Annotated in this window: 14 protein-coding genes and 1 riboswitch; of the genes, 10 read left to right on the top strand and 4 right to left on the bottom strand. The window is 42.7% G+C overall.

The window, feature by feature from the left end:
- Window positions 1-77: 77 nt before the first annotated feature.
- Window positions 78-821, bottom strand: a complete 744-nt coding sequence (locus G5B11_RS16655; protein ID WP_173729118.1) for an adaptor protein MecA — start codon at window positions 819-821, stop codon at window positions 78-80.
- A gap of 970 nt (window positions 822-1791) precedes the next feature.
- Between G5B11_RS16655 and G5B11_RS16650 the strand changes: the two genes are divergently transcribed.
- The 9 genes from G5B11_RS16650 (at window position 1792) to G5B11_RS16610 (ending at window position 15266) form a co-directional block, all read left to right on the top strand.
- On the top strand, window positions 1792-3450 hold the full coding sequence (locus G5B11_RS16650; protein ID WP_158420095.1) for a glycosyl hydrolase family 18 protein: 1659 nt from the start codon (window positions 1792-1794) through the stop codon (window positions 3448-3450).
- A gap of 82 nt (window positions 3451-3532) precedes the next feature.
- Window positions 3533-4267 (top strand): N-acetylmuramoyl-L-alanine amidase, encoded by a 735-nt coding sequence (locus tag G5B11_RS16645; protein ID WP_173729117.1) that lies wholly within the window; start codon window positions 3533-3535, stop codon window positions 4265-4267.
- Between the two features lie 36 nt (window positions 4268-4303).
- Window positions 4304-6316, top strand: a complete 2013-nt coding sequence (locus G5B11_RS16640) for a hypothetical protein (RefSeq protein ID WP_173729116.1) — start codon at window positions 4304-4306, stop codon at window positions 6314-6316.
- Entirely contained in the window at window positions 6313-8610 is a 2298-nt protein-coding gene (locus tag G5B11_RS16635; RefSeq protein ID WP_244093061.1) for a DUF2298 domain-containing protein, read from the top strand. The genes G5B11_RS16640 and G5B11_RS16635 overlap by 4 nt, the downstream gene beginning before the upstream one ends.
- Window positions 8611-8969: 359 nt before the next feature.
- Window positions 8970-10019, top strand: a complete 1050-nt coding sequence (locus G5B11_RS16630) for an L-threonylcarbamoyladenylate synthase (RefSeq protein WP_158420098.1) — start codon at window positions 8970-8972, stop codon at window positions 10017-10019.
- A gap of 55 nt (window positions 10020-10074) precedes the next feature.
- Window positions 10075-10569: a deoxycytidylate deaminase gene (locus tag G5B11_RS16625; protein WP_244093060.1), complete on the top strand. Its 495-nt coding sequence runs from the start codon at window positions 10075-10077 to the stop codon at window positions 10567-10569.
- A gap of 567 nt (window positions 10570-11136) precedes the next feature.
- Window positions 11137-11883: a YoaP domain-containing protein gene (locus G5B11_RS16620; protein ID WP_173729115.1), complete on the top strand. Its 747-nt coding sequence runs from the start codon at window positions 11137-11139 to the stop codon at window positions 11881-11883.
- 185 nt (window positions 11884-12068) lie between these two features.
- Complete coding sequence (locus tag G5B11_RS16615; protein WP_173729114.1) at window positions 12069-12554, top strand: GNAT family N-acetyltransferase; 486 nt, start codon at window positions 12069-12071, stop codon at window positions 12552-12554.
- A 138-nt stretch (window positions 12555-12692) separates the two neighbouring features.
- The gene (locus G5B11_RS16610; protein WP_158420099.1) at window positions 12693-15266 is read left to right on the top strand and encodes a PEP/pyruvate-binding domain-containing protein; all 2574 of its coding nucleotides are present in this window, start codon (window positions 12693-12695) and stop codon (window positions 15264-15266) included.
- A 118-nt stretch (window positions 15267-15384) separates the two neighbouring features.
- On the opposite strand, the gene G5B11_RS16605 is transcribed toward G5B11_RS16610, so the two are convergent.
- Both G5B11_RS16605 and G5B11_RS16600 read right to left on the bottom strand, forming a co-directional pair.
- Window positions 15385-16755 (bottom strand): MATE family efflux transporter, encoded by a 1371-nt coding sequence (locus G5B11_RS16605; RefSeq protein WP_173729113.1) that lies wholly within the window; start codon window positions 16753-16755, stop codon window positions 15385-15387.
- Complete coding sequence (locus G5B11_RS16600) at window positions 16748-17197, bottom strand: MarR family winged helix-turn-helix transcriptional regulator (RefSeq protein ID WP_173729112.1); 450 nt, start codon at window positions 17195-17197, stop codon at window positions 16748-16750. Before G5B11_RS16600 ends, G5B11_RS16605 begins: the two co-directional genes overlap by 8 nt.
- A gap of 266 nt (window positions 17198-17463) precedes the next feature.
- Between G5B11_RS16600 and G5B11_RS16595 the strand changes: the two genes are divergently transcribed.
- Complete coding sequence (locus G5B11_RS16595) at window positions 17464-17760, top strand: hypothetical protein (protein ID WP_158420102.1); 297 nt, start codon at window positions 17464-17466, stop codon at window positions 17758-17760.
- A 273-nt stretch (window positions 17761-18033) separates the two neighbouring features.
- On the opposite strand, the gene G5B11_RS16590 is transcribed toward G5B11_RS16595, so the two are convergent.
- Window positions 18034-18801 (bottom strand): hypothetical protein, encoded by a 768-nt coding sequence (locus G5B11_RS16590; protein WP_173729111.1) that lies wholly within the window; start codon window positions 18799-18801, stop codon window positions 18034-18036.
- 179 nt (window positions 18802-18980) lie between these two features.
- A riboswitch (adenosylcobalamin (AdoCbl) riboswitch) is annotated at window positions 18981-19114 on the top strand.
- Window positions 19115-19227 lie beyond the last annotated feature (113 nt).

Genomic DNA, 19227 nt, shown 5'->3' with positions numbered 1-19227 from the left:
CATTAAAGGCTTATAGCCATCCTACGAGCCACCCGTTTCACGGGTGGGGGCGACTGTATTATATTAATGTTTGTACTTTAAAGCTGTTCCAGACTCTGGACCGCATGAAGGGTGATCAGTTCCCCGTGCTCTTTCAGGTGTGCTTCTCCTGACATGGTGAATGCCTGGCCCTGCCCGTATTCGGAAAGAATGTTGCACACCTTATTGAATTCCTCAGGAGTGCAGTCAGACTGGTGGATTACCAGACGGTAAAATCCCTGTGCTGCATCTTTGTATAATGTATTCTCTCCTGTGAAATAGCCTCCCAGTCCGTGGGCTGCTTGAATCACTTCATCCAGGGTGCGGAAAGAGAAAAGACGGATAAGGTCAATATCGGCTTCATTCTCCTGTGGTGCCTTTTCTTGTGTGGGTGCTTCCTTCTTCTCTGATGGCTTGGTCTGGGACTGAATCTTAGCTTCACACAGCTTCTGGATCAGATCGATAATATTGTCTGCACCATCCAACTGAATGGTATCCTTACGGTCGCTGCCTTTGTAAGGAGAGAACTTGGAAAAACGTGTATCTAACTCCTCCGGATCCTCTACTTTGGTAATGATCAGGACAATGCTCTCTGTACTTACCGGAATAGCCTCGATCATCAGTGGAATATTATCAGCTTCAAATCCAAACTGCATCTGGGCCTGCTGCATCATATCACGAAACAGCTGCTTGGCTTTGTCTGTACCATAGGCCAGTTCGCTGATCTGGATATGGTGTGTCTCCAGATCTTCTTTTGTCAGGGTGCAGCGAATCTGATTGTCATTAATCTTTTCTATCTTCATATCATCACATCCTATTCTTAAGTGGGAATGATTCCTGCCTAAAGTTCACTATATTTTATATTATATAGCATAAAAGTGCAAGAGGGAAGCTGCTTCTATTTCTTTGTTTATAAAATATTTAGAAACAAAATGAAAAAAAATTACTAACTGGCAAAAAAGACTTGCATATGTAAATGGAAACTGTATAATAGAACTCAGGAAAGACGGCCGGACGATCCATACAGGTTCAGTTACTATGAAACAAGGTATCAGCTTAAAGTATTAACATTATTTCACTACTGTGGACTTTGCCGATTTTGTCATGCAGCGTTCTTGCTGTGGCAGGGTACATATTTCCCCATAAGATGAAATGATCTGCCGGAAGTGTCTTTTCAGAACCAGTTGGTGTTTTCTGAAATAATCAGGAAAGGAGGTTAAGGCACGGAGAAGGATATATCACGTAAAAGAAAGAAAAAAGCCCGTAAAAGTCTGGAAAATGAACTTCTGGAATACCAGAATCAGGGAATATACCTGTATCTGGAAGGAGAACCAAGTACGCCGAAATTCATTGCAAAAGCCTGTCAGATTGCAGAAGGCGGAGGTTATATGCGGGATTATACAGAAGATGAGCAGGGACGGATCGCCAGAGTGGACTTTGACTTTGTACTGGATGATCCTGACTTACAAAAGTAAATAGAATGCAGGGAAATCCCTTTGGCAGCAGGCTCCCCCTACTCAAAGCCGTGGTCCGAAGGGATTTCCTGCCGAAATGAAACGATCTGTGAAATAAAATAATATGTGGAATAAAACAATACGTAAAATAAAACAATACGTAAAATATAGTAATCTGTGAAATAAAAAGCTGGAAAAATGAACTTACTGTTAAATGCTATTAAAAAACAAATTTCTTAATGCAATTTATAATGGATATGATATAATGGGCGGTAGCAAACTCGAATTTGGAGAAAGGTTTTACTGAAAGGATAAAAGTATGGATAGAAAGAAAAAACCAGTAATACTGGTATGTGTACTGATTCTGGTGGTGGCCCTTGTAGGAGTGGCTGTTCACGTGATCATGAAGTATGTTCCTACCAGACAGAGAATGGATCTGAATGAATATTACGGACAAGTAGCTGACGGGCAGTGTGCCATTATTGTGGGTACAGAGCGTCTGGAGTCAAGAGGCCTTGTTTCCGATAATAAGACATATATTCCTATAGATGTTGTGGATTCATATATTAATCAGCGATACTACTGGGATTCTGAGGGACAGCAGGTACTGTATGCTACTCCCACCCAGCTGACCAGCCAGCCGGCACAGGTTGATTCGGGCAGTGAGGTATGGCTTAAAGATGGCGTTGTTTATTTAAGCGTTGATTATATTAAGCAGTATACAGATATTGACGCATACGTATATACAGATCCTGCCAGGATCACTATTCAGAAGCAGTTTTCAGGGATCCAGACTGTACAGGTACAGAAGGATACATATGTAAGGTATCAGGGTGGGATCAAGTCACCGGTTCTTACAAAGGTAAGTAAAGGGGATTCTCTGATTTTTATGCAGGAACTGGAGAACTGGACACAGGTTGCTACCTGGGACGGTTATATCGGATATATAGAGAAGAGCCGGATCAGTGTGCCAGAGGATACTACACTGGAGAGAGATTTCCAGGCAGAGCAGTATAATTACATTACCATGGATCAGAAGGTAAATATGGTATGGCATCAGGTGATGAGCCAGGAGGCTAACAGTACATTTGCAGAGGCTACCCAGAATATGACAGGTGTCAATGTGATCTCGCCTACCTGGTTTGCAGTGCAGGATAATGCAGGGAATATTTCTAATATAGCTACTGCAGATTATGTTGCACAGGCTCATGAGAAAGGACTGAAGATCTGGGGACTGGTTGATAATTTCAGTGAAAATGTGAATACTTCAGAGCTTCTGGCCAAGACAAGTGCAAGGCAGAATCTGATATCCCAGCTGGTAAATGCTGCTGTAGGCGCTGGGATCGATGGGATCAATGTGGATTTTGAATACCTGAAGGAAGATGTAGGGGTTCATTTCCTTGAATTTTTAAGAGAGCTTTCTATTGAGTGCCATAAGAACAATCTGGTGCTTTCTGTGGATAATCCACCGCCAGCAGAGTATACCAGCCATTATGACAGAGCAGAGCAGGGCAGAGTTGTGGATTATGTAGTGATCATGGGATATGACGAGCACTATGTAGGCTCTGAAGAAGCTGGTTCTGTTGCATCCCTTCCCTGGGTTGAGCAGGGGATCCAGGATACACTGGCAGAGGTTCCGGCAGAGCGTGTGATCAATGCTATGCCGTTCTACACAAGATTGTGGAAGACCGAGGCGGGTACATTGTCCAGTGAGGCAATTGGCATGGATGCGGCAGCAGAGGTGCTTACCACCAACAATGCAGAGACATATTGGGATAATACCACCAGCCAGCAGTATGGAGAATATGAGAAGGACAACTGCTCCTATAAGATCTGGGTAGAGAATGCAGATTCTATTGCTGCTAAGGTACAGCTTGCTGTGAAGTACAATCTGGCAGGTGTTTCTGCCTGGAAGCTGGGCTTTGAGAACAGCGGGATCTGGCAGGTGATTTCTGATAATCTGGCAGCCGCTCAGTAAGAAAGCAGGATTTTAACAGGACGATAATAAATGCATTCCTTTAGGCATATAAATAACAGGAATATGCCAAAGGGGTGCGTTCATGAAAAAATACAGAATGGAACTGATCATGGCCTGTCTGATGCTGGTAAGCTTTTACCTGCTGTCAAGACAGGCCGCTGTTGTATCTGTAAGCAGCAAGAAAGTGCCAAAAGGACAGGAGAAAGGTGTTATTGTAATCGATGCAGGACATGGAGGAGAGGATCCGGGGATGATCGGCATCAAGAATCTGGAAGAAAAAGGAATCAACCTGCAGATAGCAAAGAAGCTGTGCGCCCATCTGGAAAAAGAAGGATATACCGTGGTGATGACCAGAGAAAAGGATCAGGGGCTGTATGGAGAAAGCAGAAACAACCGGAAAGCCCAGGATATGCAGAAGAGAATTCGGATCATTAAGGAAACAACCCCCTTATTGACGGTAAGCATCCATCAGAACAGTTATCAGGATCCGGAGGTGAAAGGCCCTCAGGTTTTTTACTATCAGGACTCAACGGAAGGACAGAAGCTGGCACAGATCCTGCAGACAGAACTGAATCAGCAGCTGACTGTAGACAGACCAAGGGAAGCAAAGGGGAATAAGACCTATTATCTTTTAAAGCGAAGCGAAGGGGTCCTTACGATCATAGAGTGTGGATTTCTTACAAATCCGGAGGAGGCCACACTTCTTGTACAGGAAGAATATCAGGAAAAGCTGGCAGAAGCTATTGCTGACGGGATCATCCGATACCTGGAAGAGAGCCCTGCCAGGGGTGTACAAACTGAACAAAATAAGATATAATATGAGCCGTAAATGGACGAAAGAATGGAGTAAAATATGCTGGGAATTATATATCTTGTTTTATGTATATTGATAGGAAAAGAGATCACATCTGTGCTGCTGTCAGATGGCAAAGCAGATGGCACAGGGTTTAACAGGATCTGGATCACAGCACCTGCTTCCTTTGGGATTGGCACACTGTTCCTTACCTGGGCTGTTTACATTATTTCCTGGTTTGCAAGTGTGAAAGGCGGGATGGAGCATCCTCTTTTTCTGGGAAATCTTGTGGTGATGGCAGCTGCACTGCTTTTTCTTGTGTGGCTGTATGCCGTAAGGTTCCGCAGCCATCAGTCTTTATGGGCATTAAAGAAAGAGACAGCTGACAGCCAACGTCTGATCAGAGAGGCTGTCTTTTTCGGGATCTGCTTTTTGTTCCTCACCTGGATCATGTTTTATACCTTCCATTTGAGTGGAGGGTATCTGTATTCCGGATATACAGTTTATGGGGATTATGCACCCCATACGGCTATGATGCGTTCCTTTTCACTGGAGAATAATTTCCCTACCCAGTATCCTCACTTTGGAGGGGCAGACGTAAAATACCATTTTATGTTTCAGTTTTTGTCAGGAAATCTGGAATATCTTGGTCTTCCTATAGATATTGCATACAATAGCGTCAGTATTCTTTCCCTTCTTGGCTTTTTTATGATTCTTTACAGCCTTGCATTTCGGATTGCAGGGGGTATGGGAGCAGGGATATTGTCAGTAGTGTTTATGATATTCCGGAGTGGAACTGCATTTTTTGTATTTGCATGGGAACATATCCAGGCAGGAGATCTATGGGAGATTTTTAAAGCAAATACCTCTTTTATTGGTTATACCACTAATGAGAACTGGGGATTATGGAATTTTAACGTATATCTGAATCAGAGACATTTAGGTTTTGGCTTGCTTCTGGTGGCTTTGGCTTTGTGGGTATTTCTGGATTGGCTGGAGGCAGGGGCAGATCATCAGGAGAAAGGCTTTAAATGGCTGAAATGCAGGTTTACGACCAGGGAAGCATGGCTTCCCAAAGATCCGGAGCGGGCACTTTTAATGGGCCTTGTGCTTGGGCTGGCTTCTTTCTGGAATGGGGCAGCAGTGATCGGCGGTCTGCTGATATTGTGTGGCTTTGCCCTGTTTTCTGACGGAAAGCTTGATTATGCATTAACTGCAGGAGTGACGGTTCTTTTCACAATGATCCAGTCAAAGATTTTTGTAACCGGATCTGTGGTTTTGCCATCCTTCTATTTTGGATTCCTGGCAGATGATAAAACCCTGTGGGGAAGCCTGGTATATCTGTTTAAGATCACAGGCCCTGTATTTCTGGGGGGTATTTTGCTGCTGGTGTTTATGAAAAGAAGGCAGAGGGCAGCAGCAGTGGCTTTTCTCATGCCGGTTTTGTTTACTTTTACCATTTCACTGACTCCGGATATTAACGTAAACCATAAGTATGTGATGATCGCGTATGCATTTATGACTATTTTCTGGGGCTGGGCTGTATGCGGCCTTTGGAAAAAGAAAATTCCGGGGAAAATATGTGCCATTCTTTTGACAGTCAGTCTTACTCTTACTGGGATTTACGATTTTGTGGTGATCCTGAAGGATAATGATTCCATGCACCGGGTATCTGTGAATATGAACAGCACACTGACAAAATGGCTAAGTGAGAATCTGACCGATCAGGATCTGATCCTTACACCAGAGTATAGTATGAATGAGGTGACTATGTCCGGTGTGATGATGTATCTGGGATGGCCTTATTATGCCTGGTCAGCAGGATATGATACCAATTACAGGGCAGCGCAGGCTGTGCAGATCTATACTGCTCAGGATCAGGAGATTTTAGAGAAAACTGTGGCCGAAGAGAAGATTACATATATCCTGTATGAAGAAGGGATGGAATTTGAGCAGCAGGCATGTAGGGAAGATCTTATTGAAATGACGTATCCTCTGGTTTATACTTCAGATGACGGACGGATCAGGATCTATCAGACAACAGAGGAATATAAAGAAAAAGGGGCAGTATGATGGAAGCAGAAATCACAAATGCAACAAAAAAAGGAAAAACAGTGGGAAAGAAAAGAATCTTGCAGCTTCTGCTGGCAATTGCCCTGATCGGAGGCTCCGCATATCTTTTGAAAGGAGATGTGTGGACGTTCTGGACCTGGTGGCTTCTTGCCGGTGTGCTGGGACTTTGTGCCATGCCATTGACAGGAAGGCTTTTTCAGGGATTTGCTGATAAAGGCTGGATTTTTTCCAAAGCCCTTGCAATTGCAGTTACCGGATTTTTTACCTGGTTTCTGGTGTCTATTAAGCTTGCAGCATTTACCACACTTACCTGTGTGGCAGTAGTACTGATTTTTGTTGTGTGCTGTATCCTGCTTTTCCTGCATCAGAGCAGACAGGGGATCTGGTGTATGCCGGAAGGCCATGGAGATCTGGTCTTTTGGGAAGAAGTGATCTTTTTTGCAGTATTTCTTATGTGGACTTATTTTGCAGGTTTTCATCCACAGGCGTATGGAACAGAAAAGTTTATGGATTATGGTTTCATGGAAGCTATGATGCGAAGCACTACGTTGCCGGCTACCGATCTGTGGTATTCCCAGGGGAAGATCAATTACTATTATGGCGGCCAGTATTTTGCAGTCTTTCTTACAAAGCTGTCTGTTACCAAGGTGGCAAAGACCTATAACCTGATGCGTACTTTTGTAGCAGCATTTGCATTTGCAATTCCTTTTTCGCTGGTTTATCAGATGGTAAGAGACCGGATGGACGGACAGCTTACAGGGAAGAAGCGGTGTGTACCGCCAATGGCCGGGCTGACTGCAGGAATTTCCCTGTCTTTGGCAGGAAATGGACACTATATCGTATACCGGTGGGTACTTCCCTGGATCCAGAAGCTTCAGGGAGGGGAAAGTGACTCCGGTTACTGGTTCCCGGACGCTACCCGATACATCGGATATAATCCTTACAGGGAAGAGGATCGGACGATCCATGAGTTTCCAAGCTATTCCTTTGTACTTGGGGATCTTCATGCCCATGTGGTAAATATCCTGTTTGTACTTTTACTGATCGGTATCCTGTATGCATGGATGAAGAAAATGAAATCCCAAAGGCTGGATCAGGTGGATCTTCGTACATTTACTTTCTGGAAAAGAGAGATGCTATCCCCCTATCTGCTGCTTGCCGGTCTGCTTCTTGGAATGTATCAGTGGACGAATTTCTGGGATTTTGTTATTTATTTTGTAGTTACCGGCGGAGTGATGTTGTTTGGAAATATTGTGCGGCTGGGAGGCAAGACCTGGAAGATCCTTGCTGTTACCATTGTACAGGCTTTGGAGCTTTTGGCAGTTTCCTATCTGGTGATCATTCCCTTTACCATTCAGTTTGACAGTATGGTAGATGGTGTAGGGATAGCCAAATATCACAGCTATTTTTATCAGCTCCTTGTTTTGTGGGGGATTCCTGTATTACTTGTTCTTGTATTTGTGATCTCACTTTTAAGAGAAAAGCTGAAGCAAGTGGAGCATAAAAGCCTGTATAGTCTGATGGCTGCCACAGATGTACCGGATCTGTTTGCCCTGATCACCGGATTATGTGCCATTGGACTGATCCTGATCCCGGAACTGGTATATGTAAGGGATATTTATGAGAATGGCAATGCAAGAGCCAATACCATGTTTAAGCTTACGTATCAGGCATATATTTTGTTTGCCCTGACTATGGGATACGGAATCTACCGATTGCTTATAGTCACCAGGAACAAGCTATCCAAAGTACTGGCAGGCATTGTGCTGTTCTTCCTTGTGTGGACCTTTGGATATCTGGGGAACAGTGTAAAGGCCTGGTTTGGAGATGTGTGGAAGGTCAGCGATTATCAGGGGCTGGATGCCACCACATTCTTGGAACAGCAGGTCCCTGAGGATGCGGCAGCCATTCGGTGGCTTAGGGCAAATATAACAGGTTCGCCGGTTGTACTGGAAGCACCGGGAGACAGCTACACCAAGTATGAACGTGTGTCTGCAGCTACAGGTCTTCCCACGGTGATCGGCTGGAGAGTCCATGAATGGCTGTGGAGAAGCAATGTAGCTGATGTGGACTTTAAAGCAGAGGACGTAAGGCGGATCTATACGTCTACAGACGAAGACCAGGTTAAACGTCTTTTGACCAATTATGATGTTTCCTATATTTTCGTTGGTTCCACAGAACGGGAAAAGTATGGAGACAGTTTAAATGAATCTTTGCTTCAAAGTCTTGGAACTGTGGTTTTCCAGGATGAGACCTATGACACATATATCATTAAGGTGGATGGGGTTAATTGAGAAAAGAAAAGCGGATTACAGAAGATATAGGGATATAGTAAAAATATTATCTGGCAAATTATAAATTAGTTAATTATTATTGCAGTATGCAGAAAAGATATGTTTATATATCAGGGCTTCGTTTTCGGATTTCTCCCGTGCGCTTATTATATCTGTCATTTGCCAAACTCGCACTTACGTGCTCAAACACGGCAAATAACAGATAAGCTAGCACGGGTCGAAATCTGCGAAAGCCTCGCATGATATATAACCAAGATCTTTTCTGCACTGCAACGGATTTTACTATGGTATGAATTTGCCAGTAACTATTTTACTGTATCCAATATCTTCCTGAATATGATAAAGAAAGCTGAGAGAATATGAGAGCAGAAGTAGTAGCAATGACAGGAGAGTGCCTGAATCATGAGGCTTTGAAAAGAGCAGGAGAGATCCTGAAAAATGGCGGATTGGTGGCATTTCCTACAGAAACAGTTTATGGGCTTGGAGGAGATGCATTGAATCCCCAGGCTTCCAAAAAGATCTATGCAGCAAAGGGGCGTCCTTCGGACAATCCCCTGATCGTTCATATTGCAGATATGGACAGCCTATACCGGATCGTAAAGACAGTACCGGAAAAGGCCAGGATATTGGCAGGGAAATACTGGCCAGGACCTTTGACTATGATTTTTCAGAAATCTGATATTGTGCCGATGGAGACTACAGGAGGACTGGATAGTGTTGCTGTGCGTTTTCCCAGCGATCCGGTAGCAGCAGCGCTGATCCGTGCTGCCGGTGGGTATGTGGCTGCACCAAGCGCCAATACATCAGGAAGACCAAGTCCGACTACTGCACAGCATGTGGAAGAAGATCTGGGAGATGCCATTGATATGATCATTGACGGCGGGGCTGTAGGGATCGGTCTTGAGTCAACGATTGTGGATTTTACAGAAGAGATCCCTGTGGTGCTGCGCCCGGGATATATTTCCCTGGAAATGCTTCAGGACACGCTGGGGGATGTACGGATGGATCAGGGGCTGATACGGTCAGATAGTTCAGTGCGTCCGAAAGCACCTGGAATGAAGTACCGTCACTACGCGCCAAAAGCGGATCTGGCAGTAGTAGAAGGACAGGCTGAGAAAGTGGTAGCCAGGATCAACGAAATGACAGAAGCAGATCTTGCAAATGGAAAAAGGGTGGGAATCATTGCTGCACAGGAATCCTGTTCCTTGTATCCAAAGGGAACGGTAAAGTGCATTGGTAGCCGTGAAAAAGAAGAAACCATTGCTCATAATCTTTATGAGATCCTCAGGGAGTTTGACCAGTGCCAGGTGGATCAGATCTATTCAGAGGCATTTTACACTCCTCAGATGGGGCAGGCTATCATGAACCGGCTTTTAAAGGCTGCAGGCCATAAAGTAATAAGCGTATAGCTATATAAAAAACAGTGCGTATTTTTTTGAAAAATAGCATACAGGAGGGTTTTACATGGGAAACAAAAATATGAAAAAGGAAGATTATCTTTCCTGGGATGAATATTTTATGGGAGTGGCCATACTGTCAGGCATGCGTTCCAAGGATCCCAACTCCCAGGTAGGATCATGTATCGTCAGCGAGGATAATAAGATCCTTTCCATGGGATATAATGGATTCCCAAAGGGCTGCTCAGATGATGAATTTCCCTGGGCCAGGGAAGGAGTGCCCTTAAATACCAAATACTTGTATGTGACCCACAGCGAGTTAAATGCAATCCTGAATTACCGTGGGGGAAGCCTGGAGGGAGCCAAATTATACGTTTCTCTTTTCCCGTGCAATGAATGTGCGAAAGCTATTATCCAGGCAGGCATCAAAACTGTAGTCTATGACAGTGACAAGTATGCAGATACTCCGGCGGTGATCGCATCCAAACGGATGATGGATGCAGCTGGTGTGCGTTATTATCAGTACAGCCGCACAGGCAGGAAGATTGAACTGGATGTGTAAGGACGCCTTTCACAGATTGGACATGATACAGTGTGTGCGATTATAAAGGCTACTGTTTTTACAATACAATAGGATAGATAATATGACTCCCTTTGTGGACAGCAGGCATTACAACTGTGATCCTGCCGTTCTGAAAGGGAGTTTTTTATGTAATTACAAAAATGCAGCATCAGCGATCTGGAAAGTGGATGTGCAGATGCAGGATATACAACTCCGGCAATCGCCCATCAGCTGTGGGAAGATGGAATTCAACCACTTTTTCCGTATACTCGTCCCAACACCAAGTCTGTCTACAGCCTGAAGAGGACTCGTCCGCTTGGTTCTTATGGGAAATTTGTTTGTTGTTCTGAATAATTTGATACAAATCTTGAAAAAAGATATTGTACTTTTTCTATTATGAAATAAACTGTAAGATAGTCATTTATGAAATAAGGTAACTATTCAGCAGACATACAAGCAAAAATGCCATCACCGAAGGTGATTTTAAATGCATGTTGGCTTGTAACTGTGAAGGTATTGAACAGTTACGAAATAAGGACGATTCATAAATCACAGGAGGAATAAAATATGAATTATATGCGGATCACGAAAGAAAATATTGACAAAGAGCATATTTGCTGTGCCATGTCAGGTAAGCAGAGCATTGCCAAGAAAGAATGGATGAAGCAGCGCTTTGAGGAAGGTCTTGTTTTCTACCGTAGTGAAGAGCGTGGCAAATGCTTTATCGAATATATACCGGCCGAAAACGCATGGATTCCCATTGAGGCGAATGGCTGGATTTACATCAACTGTCTGTGGGTATCCGGTGTTATGAAAGGGCACGGATATTCGAACGAACTTTTAAGTGAGTGCATTCGGGATGCCAGGGCACAGAGAAAAAATGGCGTTTGTATTCTGTGCGCTGAGGGTCGGAAACGTGAATTTCTTGCTGATCCGAAGTTTTTGAATTATAAGGGTTTCAAGACTGCAGATATATCCGATTGCGGGATCAGCCTGGTGTATTTGCCGCTTGTGCCGGAAGCGGAACTGCCGAAATTCAGGGAATGTGCCAGGTATCCAAAAGTGGCCGAAGAAGGATTTGTTCTTTATTATACCGATCAGTGTCCGTACACCTATTATTGGGTACCAAAGGTGCAGGAAGTGGCAAAGGAACATGGCATTCCGTTCAAAGCAATCCACATCACCGACAAAGAATCCGCACAGAACGTACCTGCACCGGTTACCACGTATGCTTTGTTCCGGGACGGTCGGTTTCTGACCCAGGGTATTCAGTCAGACAAAAAATTTCTGGCGCTTGCAGGAGTTCGGGACTGAGCGGCTGTATATTTCCTTATTTACGAGTTGATGACACCAGATGATATTCAAAGAGATATTATCGATAAAGCAGGAGCAGATATGAAAGTCTTCGAACATTTCAATTACTGTCTTGCGGCCAGGAAGAATTAAGGCATACTTGTACTATAATGTGTTGGCAGTTTTTTTAGAAGAGGAACTTTATTATGAATATAAAATATGCAACGAATGAAGATATTGCGGAAATTGCAGCAGTTGAGGCAGAATGCTTTCCGCCTGCGGAAGCAGCAACAGAAAAGGAATTTGTTGAAAGAGTTAAGTATTATGGAAATCACTTTTGGCTAATGTATGAAGCTGGAAAGCTGATTGCATTTGTGGATGGATTTGTAACAGATGAATCGGATTTAACAGATGAAATGTATAAGAATGCAGCTATACATGGCGAAAATGGTGCGTGGCAGATGATTTTCGGTGTAAATACTTTGCCCGATTATCGTAAACATGGATATGCCGGAAAATTGATATGTCGTGCTATTGACGAAGCAAGGCAGCAGGGACGTAAGGGACTTGTACTGACGTGTAAGGAAAAACTCGTTCCGTATTACGCAAAATTTGGTTTTTCTGATGAAGGTGTATCAGATAAATCCACGCACGGAAATGTCGTATGGCATCAGATGCGGCTGGCTTTTTGACAGGTAACACCAATAAAGATGGTTGACTTTATAATATATTCTTTTTATAATTATTTCATAGAAAGGGTGCAGCGTGGCACATAGACAGGAATGTCTGTGTGCTTTTTTTACTTTATTCTTGGGTTATGGAGGGAAAATATGGCAGCTTTTGAGAGAATCTGTTCGGGAATTCCGGATATGGATCAGGCACTGGATAATATCCGGCTGGGGGATAATGTGGTCTGGAGAGTTTCAAATCTCCAGGAATTCAGGTATTTCTGCGAACCTTATATAGAGCAGGCAATCAAGGACAATAGAAGAATTGTATATTTTCGATTTGCCAGTCATGAGCCGCTGGTAAAAGAATGTCCACAGGTAGAACGTATAGAAATTCCCTTATCACACAGGTTTGAGGATTTTACTGTGAAAATACATAAAATCATTGAAAAAGAAGGTTTTGATGTATTTTATGTATTTGACTGTCTTTCAGAACTTCAGACAGCCTGGGCAACAGACCTTATGATGGGAAACTTCTTTCGTGTTACGTGTCCGTTCCTTTTTACACTGGATACAGTTGCATTTTTTCCAATTATCAGGGGAAAACATTCTTTTCATGCAGTAAAGAAAATATTAAATACTACACAGTTGCTTCTGGATGTCTATTCTGACAGGAGAAACACATACGTCCGTCCTGCAAAAGTGTGGAACAGAGATTCGGAAACCATGTTTCGACCACATATTTATAACAGAGAAACAGGTGCATTCCGTCCGATCCTGGATGGAGTACAGTCCAGCCGTTTTTATCAGGTTCTTGACAAATTTCAGAGAACAGGTGAAGAGCAGTTTACAGATTCCTGGAATCGGTTTTTCAACACAGCAAAAATGTTATATGACAATCATATGAATACAGATGATGCCTGTAATACCATGTGTAATATTATGATGACCAGAGATGAAAAGATGCGTTTTATGGTGAAAAAGCACTTTACGCCACAGGATTATTTTAATGTTCGAAATCATATGATTGGAACAGGTATGATTGGTGGAAAAGCATGTGGAATGCTGCTTTCCAGAGCAATTGTCCGAAATCTGGCACCGGACATTGATGAGGTGCTTGAACCTCATGATTCCTTTTTTATCGGATCTGATGTTTATTATACTTACATTGTAGATAATGGATTCTGGGATATCCGTGTTCGTCAGAGAGAGGAAGAGGAATACTTTTCGCTGGCAGAAGAATTTGCACAGAAGCTAAAAAATGGTGTCTTTTCAGAAGAAATGCAAAATCAGTTTCTGCATATTCTGGAATACTATGGACAGGATCCTTTTATAGTACGCTCCAGCAGTATTCTCGAGGATGGTTTCGGCAATGCATTTGCAGGAAAATATGAGTCAGTTTTCTGCGCCAACAGGGGAACTCTGGAAGAGCGCCTTCTGGAGTTTGAAAACGCAATAAGGACTGTATATGCCAGTTCCATGAGTCTGTCGGCACTGGATTACAGAAAGCGGAGAGGACTTGACAAACGGGATGAACAGATGGCACTTCTTGTACAGCGCGTTTCTGGCTCTTACTATGGATCTTATTATATGCCATGTGCAGCGGGAGTTGGGTACTCTTACAGCCCTTATAAGTTTTTAAAGCAGATCGATCCAAAAGCAGGAATGCTGAGGCTGGTTATGGGTCTTGGAACAGCAGCAGTGGATCGCACGGAAGGTTCTTATCCCCGGCTTGTCAGTCTGGATATGCCACAGGCAACAAGCTGTACAACCATTGCAGAGAAACATCAGTTTTCGCAGCGAAAAGTAGAAGCAGTGGATACCTCAGGACACTGCGTGAGACAAATGTATCTGGATCAGATCGAAGGATTCCTTCCGGAATACCTTGCCAATATTCTTCTGGATCATGATTTTGACGCAGAAAGATCATTCAGGGAGAGGGGAATAGACAGATCCGTTTGTTTTATTGCGTGCAGTGGTATAGTAAAGAATCAGATTCTGATGAAGCAGATACAGGATATTATGCAGCTGCTCCAGAAAGAATATGAATATCCGGTTGATATCGAATTTACGGTGAACCTTTCAGAAACAGGAGAATATTCCATAAACCTGTTGCAGTGCCGGCCACTGAAGGTGTTTAAGGATATCGGAAAAGCACTGATTCCGGAGGATATTGCAGAAGAAAAAATAATTCTGGAGAATGTGCATTCTTCGATGGGACTGTCCAGAAATGTGAAAATCGATCACATTGTTCTGGTTGATCCGATTGCATACTATAATATGCCGTATGTCAGAAAGCCAAACGTGGCGAAACTGATCGGAACAATAAACTGGAAATACAAAGAAAAAAATAAGCATATGCTTCTTATGGTTCCGGGGCGTATAGGTACATCTTCTCCGGAACTTGGTGTTCCGACAACATTTGCAGATATCAGTGAATTTGAAGCAATCTGTGAGATAGAAGAGAAAAAGGCGGGATATAATCCGGAACTTTCGTATGGAAGCCATATTTTTCAGGATCTGGTAGAAGCAGAGATATTGTACACCGCAGTATTTGCCAATGAAAAAACGTTACGGTTTGCACCGGAAAAACTGGCAGAATATCCTGATATTGTAAGCCTGTTTACGGAGGATCCTGAGTTGAAGCAGGTTGTTCATGTGTATGATATGAGTAAAGTATCATGCGAACTGTGTAATGATCTGCAGAACGAAAGACTGGTACTTTATCAGCAGTAAAATAAAAAAGGAGCCATTGCTCCATAGATGATTACTCATCTATTTTGCAACAGCCCCCCTTAGCTGCCTAAAAGCAAAGACAGGCGGGGCTGTCAATAGCGGACGTAGCCCGTTCATTTTACTGTGGACTAATATGTGTTGCATTTTTTTGCTTTCTTAATTCTGTTCCCACTAACACAATAGATAGCACAAACGCTGAAAAATCAGCAACAGGCCCCGCAAGCAATACTCCCATAATTCCGAAACGAAGCGGGAGCAGCAGGGTAAACGGAATCAACAAAAAGGTCTGCCTTGTTAATGCCAACAGAGCACCTCTTAACGATTTTCCTATTGCGGTAAAAAAACTGGAAGAAAGCAACTGCACACCATTTACCAACACCATGAAAAGATAGGTACGCATGAACAAAACAGCAAATTCAAAATACAGCTCGTCCCCGTTTCCGAATAGCGAAATGATAGATTGCGGGAAAAATTGAAATGCGATGAAAGCAATAGTGGAAACAACAAGGTTCCATTTTACCGCAAGCAGGTAAGCCTCCCGTACACGATGGTATTGCCTTGCCCCATAGTTGAAGCCGATAATCGGCTGTGTTCCCTGCGAGATTCCTACAACAATCGCAAGGATTATGGCATTTGTTTTCATAACGATTCCGCAAGCAGCTAAGGGAATATCTGTTCCATATTTTGTTAATGCGCCGTAATAAGTCAACGAATTGTACTGAATGATTTGAATCACGGTAACTGCAATCTGGTTTGAGCTGCTGCTGATTCCCATGCTGCAAATTTTCATGCTTTCTTTGATGTCCAATAAAAACGACTCTTTTTCAAAATGGATTGTTTGGAAACGCCATAGATAACGGAGTGCGAGTATGAAGGAAAAAATTTGCCCAATAACTGTTGCCCAAGCTGCGCCGGCAATCCCCCAATCGCAAACAAAAATAAAAATGGGGTCAAGAATGGTATTGATAATAGCTCCCACAACCATGCAGACCATTGAATACTTTGGTTTTCCATCTGCTCGAATCAAATTGCTCATACCATTCGTTACAATGAGAAACGGCATTCCAATCAATGTTATGCTGGCATACTGCTTTGCATATGGAAATACATCTGTCGTTGCCCCAAATGCCTTTAGGAGCAAAGACAGAAAAGTTTCTCCAACCAGCAAATAAATAATTCCGAAAATTCCCATCAGAACAATACCATTTCCCGCTGCTTTGGCGGCAGCTTTCGGCTCTTTGCGTCCAAGACAGAGGGAAACACAGGAAGCACTGCCAATTCCGACCAGTAGTGCAATGGCAAGGCAGATGGTAGAAAACGGGTAGGCAACATTGGTTGCTGCATTTCCCAAATAACCGACCCCTTGACCAATAAAAATCTGATCCACAATATTGTAGATTGAGCCGACAAGAGACGCCACAATACTGGGAACAGCAAAATTTTTCAACAGCTTTGAAATTTTTTCATAGCCCAGAGGATTTTCAGTCATTGAACTCCTCCCCCCTTCTCTCTATATGGAGTTCCGATGTGATATTTCTGCCCGCCTGTATTAAGAAATCCATAAAAAGGTTCTGCTCGGATTCGCTCATACCCTGCAATAAAAGAGCTTCTGTCTTTTCACATATCATCTGTATCTCGTCAATAATAGACAATGCTCTTTCTGTAGGATACAATTTACATGTCCGCTTATCCTTATCATTGGGAGAACGTGTAATCATTCCCTGCTTTTCCAATGTCGCAACCGTCCGTACAATATTGCTTGGATGAACATAGAACATATTCAACAAAGAATCTTGTAGAATACCGGGCGAACGACAGATTTTGATTAAGAACATATATTGACTGTTGTTGATTCCATAGGCGGCAAGTTGCTTGTCCAAATAGATTTTGTAAAATCGGTCTGTTACGGAAAGCCATTTTAATAGTTGCATAGATATATACCTCCAATCAGAACGCATTATACATCAGTATGCGTGCGCACGCAAGTATTTTTTCTGCCAACAAATATTTCCCAATTAAGGTATTGAATCCTTATCGTGTTTTTGTAGATAGGTATGAGAGGTCTTTTGGTCTTTGTTTTCTTTGGTTCGGAATAGTGTGGTGCTGGCGGTCTATCTCTTGTTTTCGGTTGCTTGCTTCTTTACCGTAAATGAGCATTATGATAAGGGTTATAACATCGTAGCATACCAGCGAGGCGATGGGAAGGAAATGGCCGGAGCCTATACAGAAAGTAAAAGGCAGCAGCGGTTATTATCAGAAGCAGGATGCGGTACGACCGGATAAGGATTACAGCTATAAGATCCGTTTTACCAGCTCAGACGGGGGAAAGACCAGGGATCTGGTTTTTCTGGATATTCTGGAAAATGCGTGGAATGTGGACGGAAACCAAAGTGAAGGATGGCAGGGCTGCTTTAAAGGAGTGCAATATCGATTGCCTGCCAACCAGGGTATTGATGTAAAAATCCTGTATTCCACAGCACAGGGGCTGAATTAGTCCAAAGACAGGATATGGACCTGCGGAAACAGGTGAGCTTCAAATTCTGTTGCTTTTTGGGGCACTGCTGCTGATTGTTGCGCTAAGTGTTAAAAAGAAAAGAAGATAAGTGAAATCAAGAAACAGCTACTGTATACTTTCTTTATACAGAAAGATATATAGTAGCTGTTTTTATGTACAGGTGGATAGTTTTTTTTATTCTTATTCCTCTATGTTAAAGTGTATTTTCAGTGCAAAAAAGGGACTGTCAAACGACAGTCCCTAGAGCCTATACTACCATAAATTGAACGAGAAATCGGAATAGAGGGGAGTTGGCTGGCCGAAATAATAGTAGCGGTAGTCAGAACCTGGTGCTTTGTAATATTTTGGCTTCTTCGTTGTATGGTAGGTAACGTCGATTGAAACGGCGTTTTTCAGAGAAGCCTTCTGTCCGTTTTTGATCTTTTTAGTGAACGCCTTGTTGCCCTTTCTATAGGCAATTTCAATAAAATCTATTTTATAATTTTTAGCAGCAGCAACCTTTATCTGTGTTTTTCCGGAACGGGAAATCTTGGCACCATATTGCCAGTAACCGTTAATTTCAGAAGCGTAATCTTTTGAGCCAACTTTAAAGGATTTAAAAACTGCAGGGTGCTGTTTGAAGGTTACTTTACAGGACAGCTTATAGCTTTTCCCATTTTGATTAACTACAAAGCTGAAGGTGGATTTTTCTCCGACTTTAACCTTGTGGCCTTTTATGTGAAACTTCGTGCTTGTGCCAATCTGGATCGCATTTAATCCTTGACGTTTGTAAGCTGTGTAGTATGTGTTGGATGATTTTATGTTGGTAATGGTCGCTGTAGATGAAAGATTTTTGATGTAAATAAAACCGTATACAGATGTGTCATCGACACCCTTGAACGGAGCTGATCTCTCAAAATAAAGGGTCTGGGTCTTAGGGCAAACAGGTGCTTTGGCAGCTGCATTTGCCAGTAATGGAGTGATAGCGACTAACAACAGACATACAAAAAAGCCGCAAAGTGTCTTTTTCATTTTCTTCATTTCATTTTCCTCCTTTTTGGCGTTAATAATGGTGAATCTTTCTTCTCCTTTTTGATGGTTTTTAACCTGTGTTTGTATTATACCGCTCATATTCAGTATGGTCAATAGAGTATATCGATTAGGTACGGTATACGCAAATCTAAAAAACGATTGCATATCTTTTTTTTCTGTAGTATCATTCAATTAACAAACAGACATATTTAAATGGAATGCGGTTCATATCCGCAGCGGCGTCCTTGCCACCGTAAAGTCGGGTCTTTTTATATGTGTCTCATGGTGCATTTCTTATCTCAGGGGCGATATGAAATGCATAACCAAGAATAGCTTTTAACGCTATTCTTTCAGACTGTAGACAAACTTGGTGTTGGGTGTTATGCCCAGCACCATTTTTCTTTTAAAACTTTTTTTCTTTTTATTTTCTCCAAA

The sequence above is a fragment of the Blautia glucerasea genome (assembly GCF_013304385.1).
Classification (GTDB): Bacteria; Bacillota; Clostridia; order Lachnospirales; family Lachnospiraceae; genus Blautia_A; species Blautia_A ammoniilytica.
This window is presented reverse-complemented; position numbering and strand designations above follow the sequence as displayed.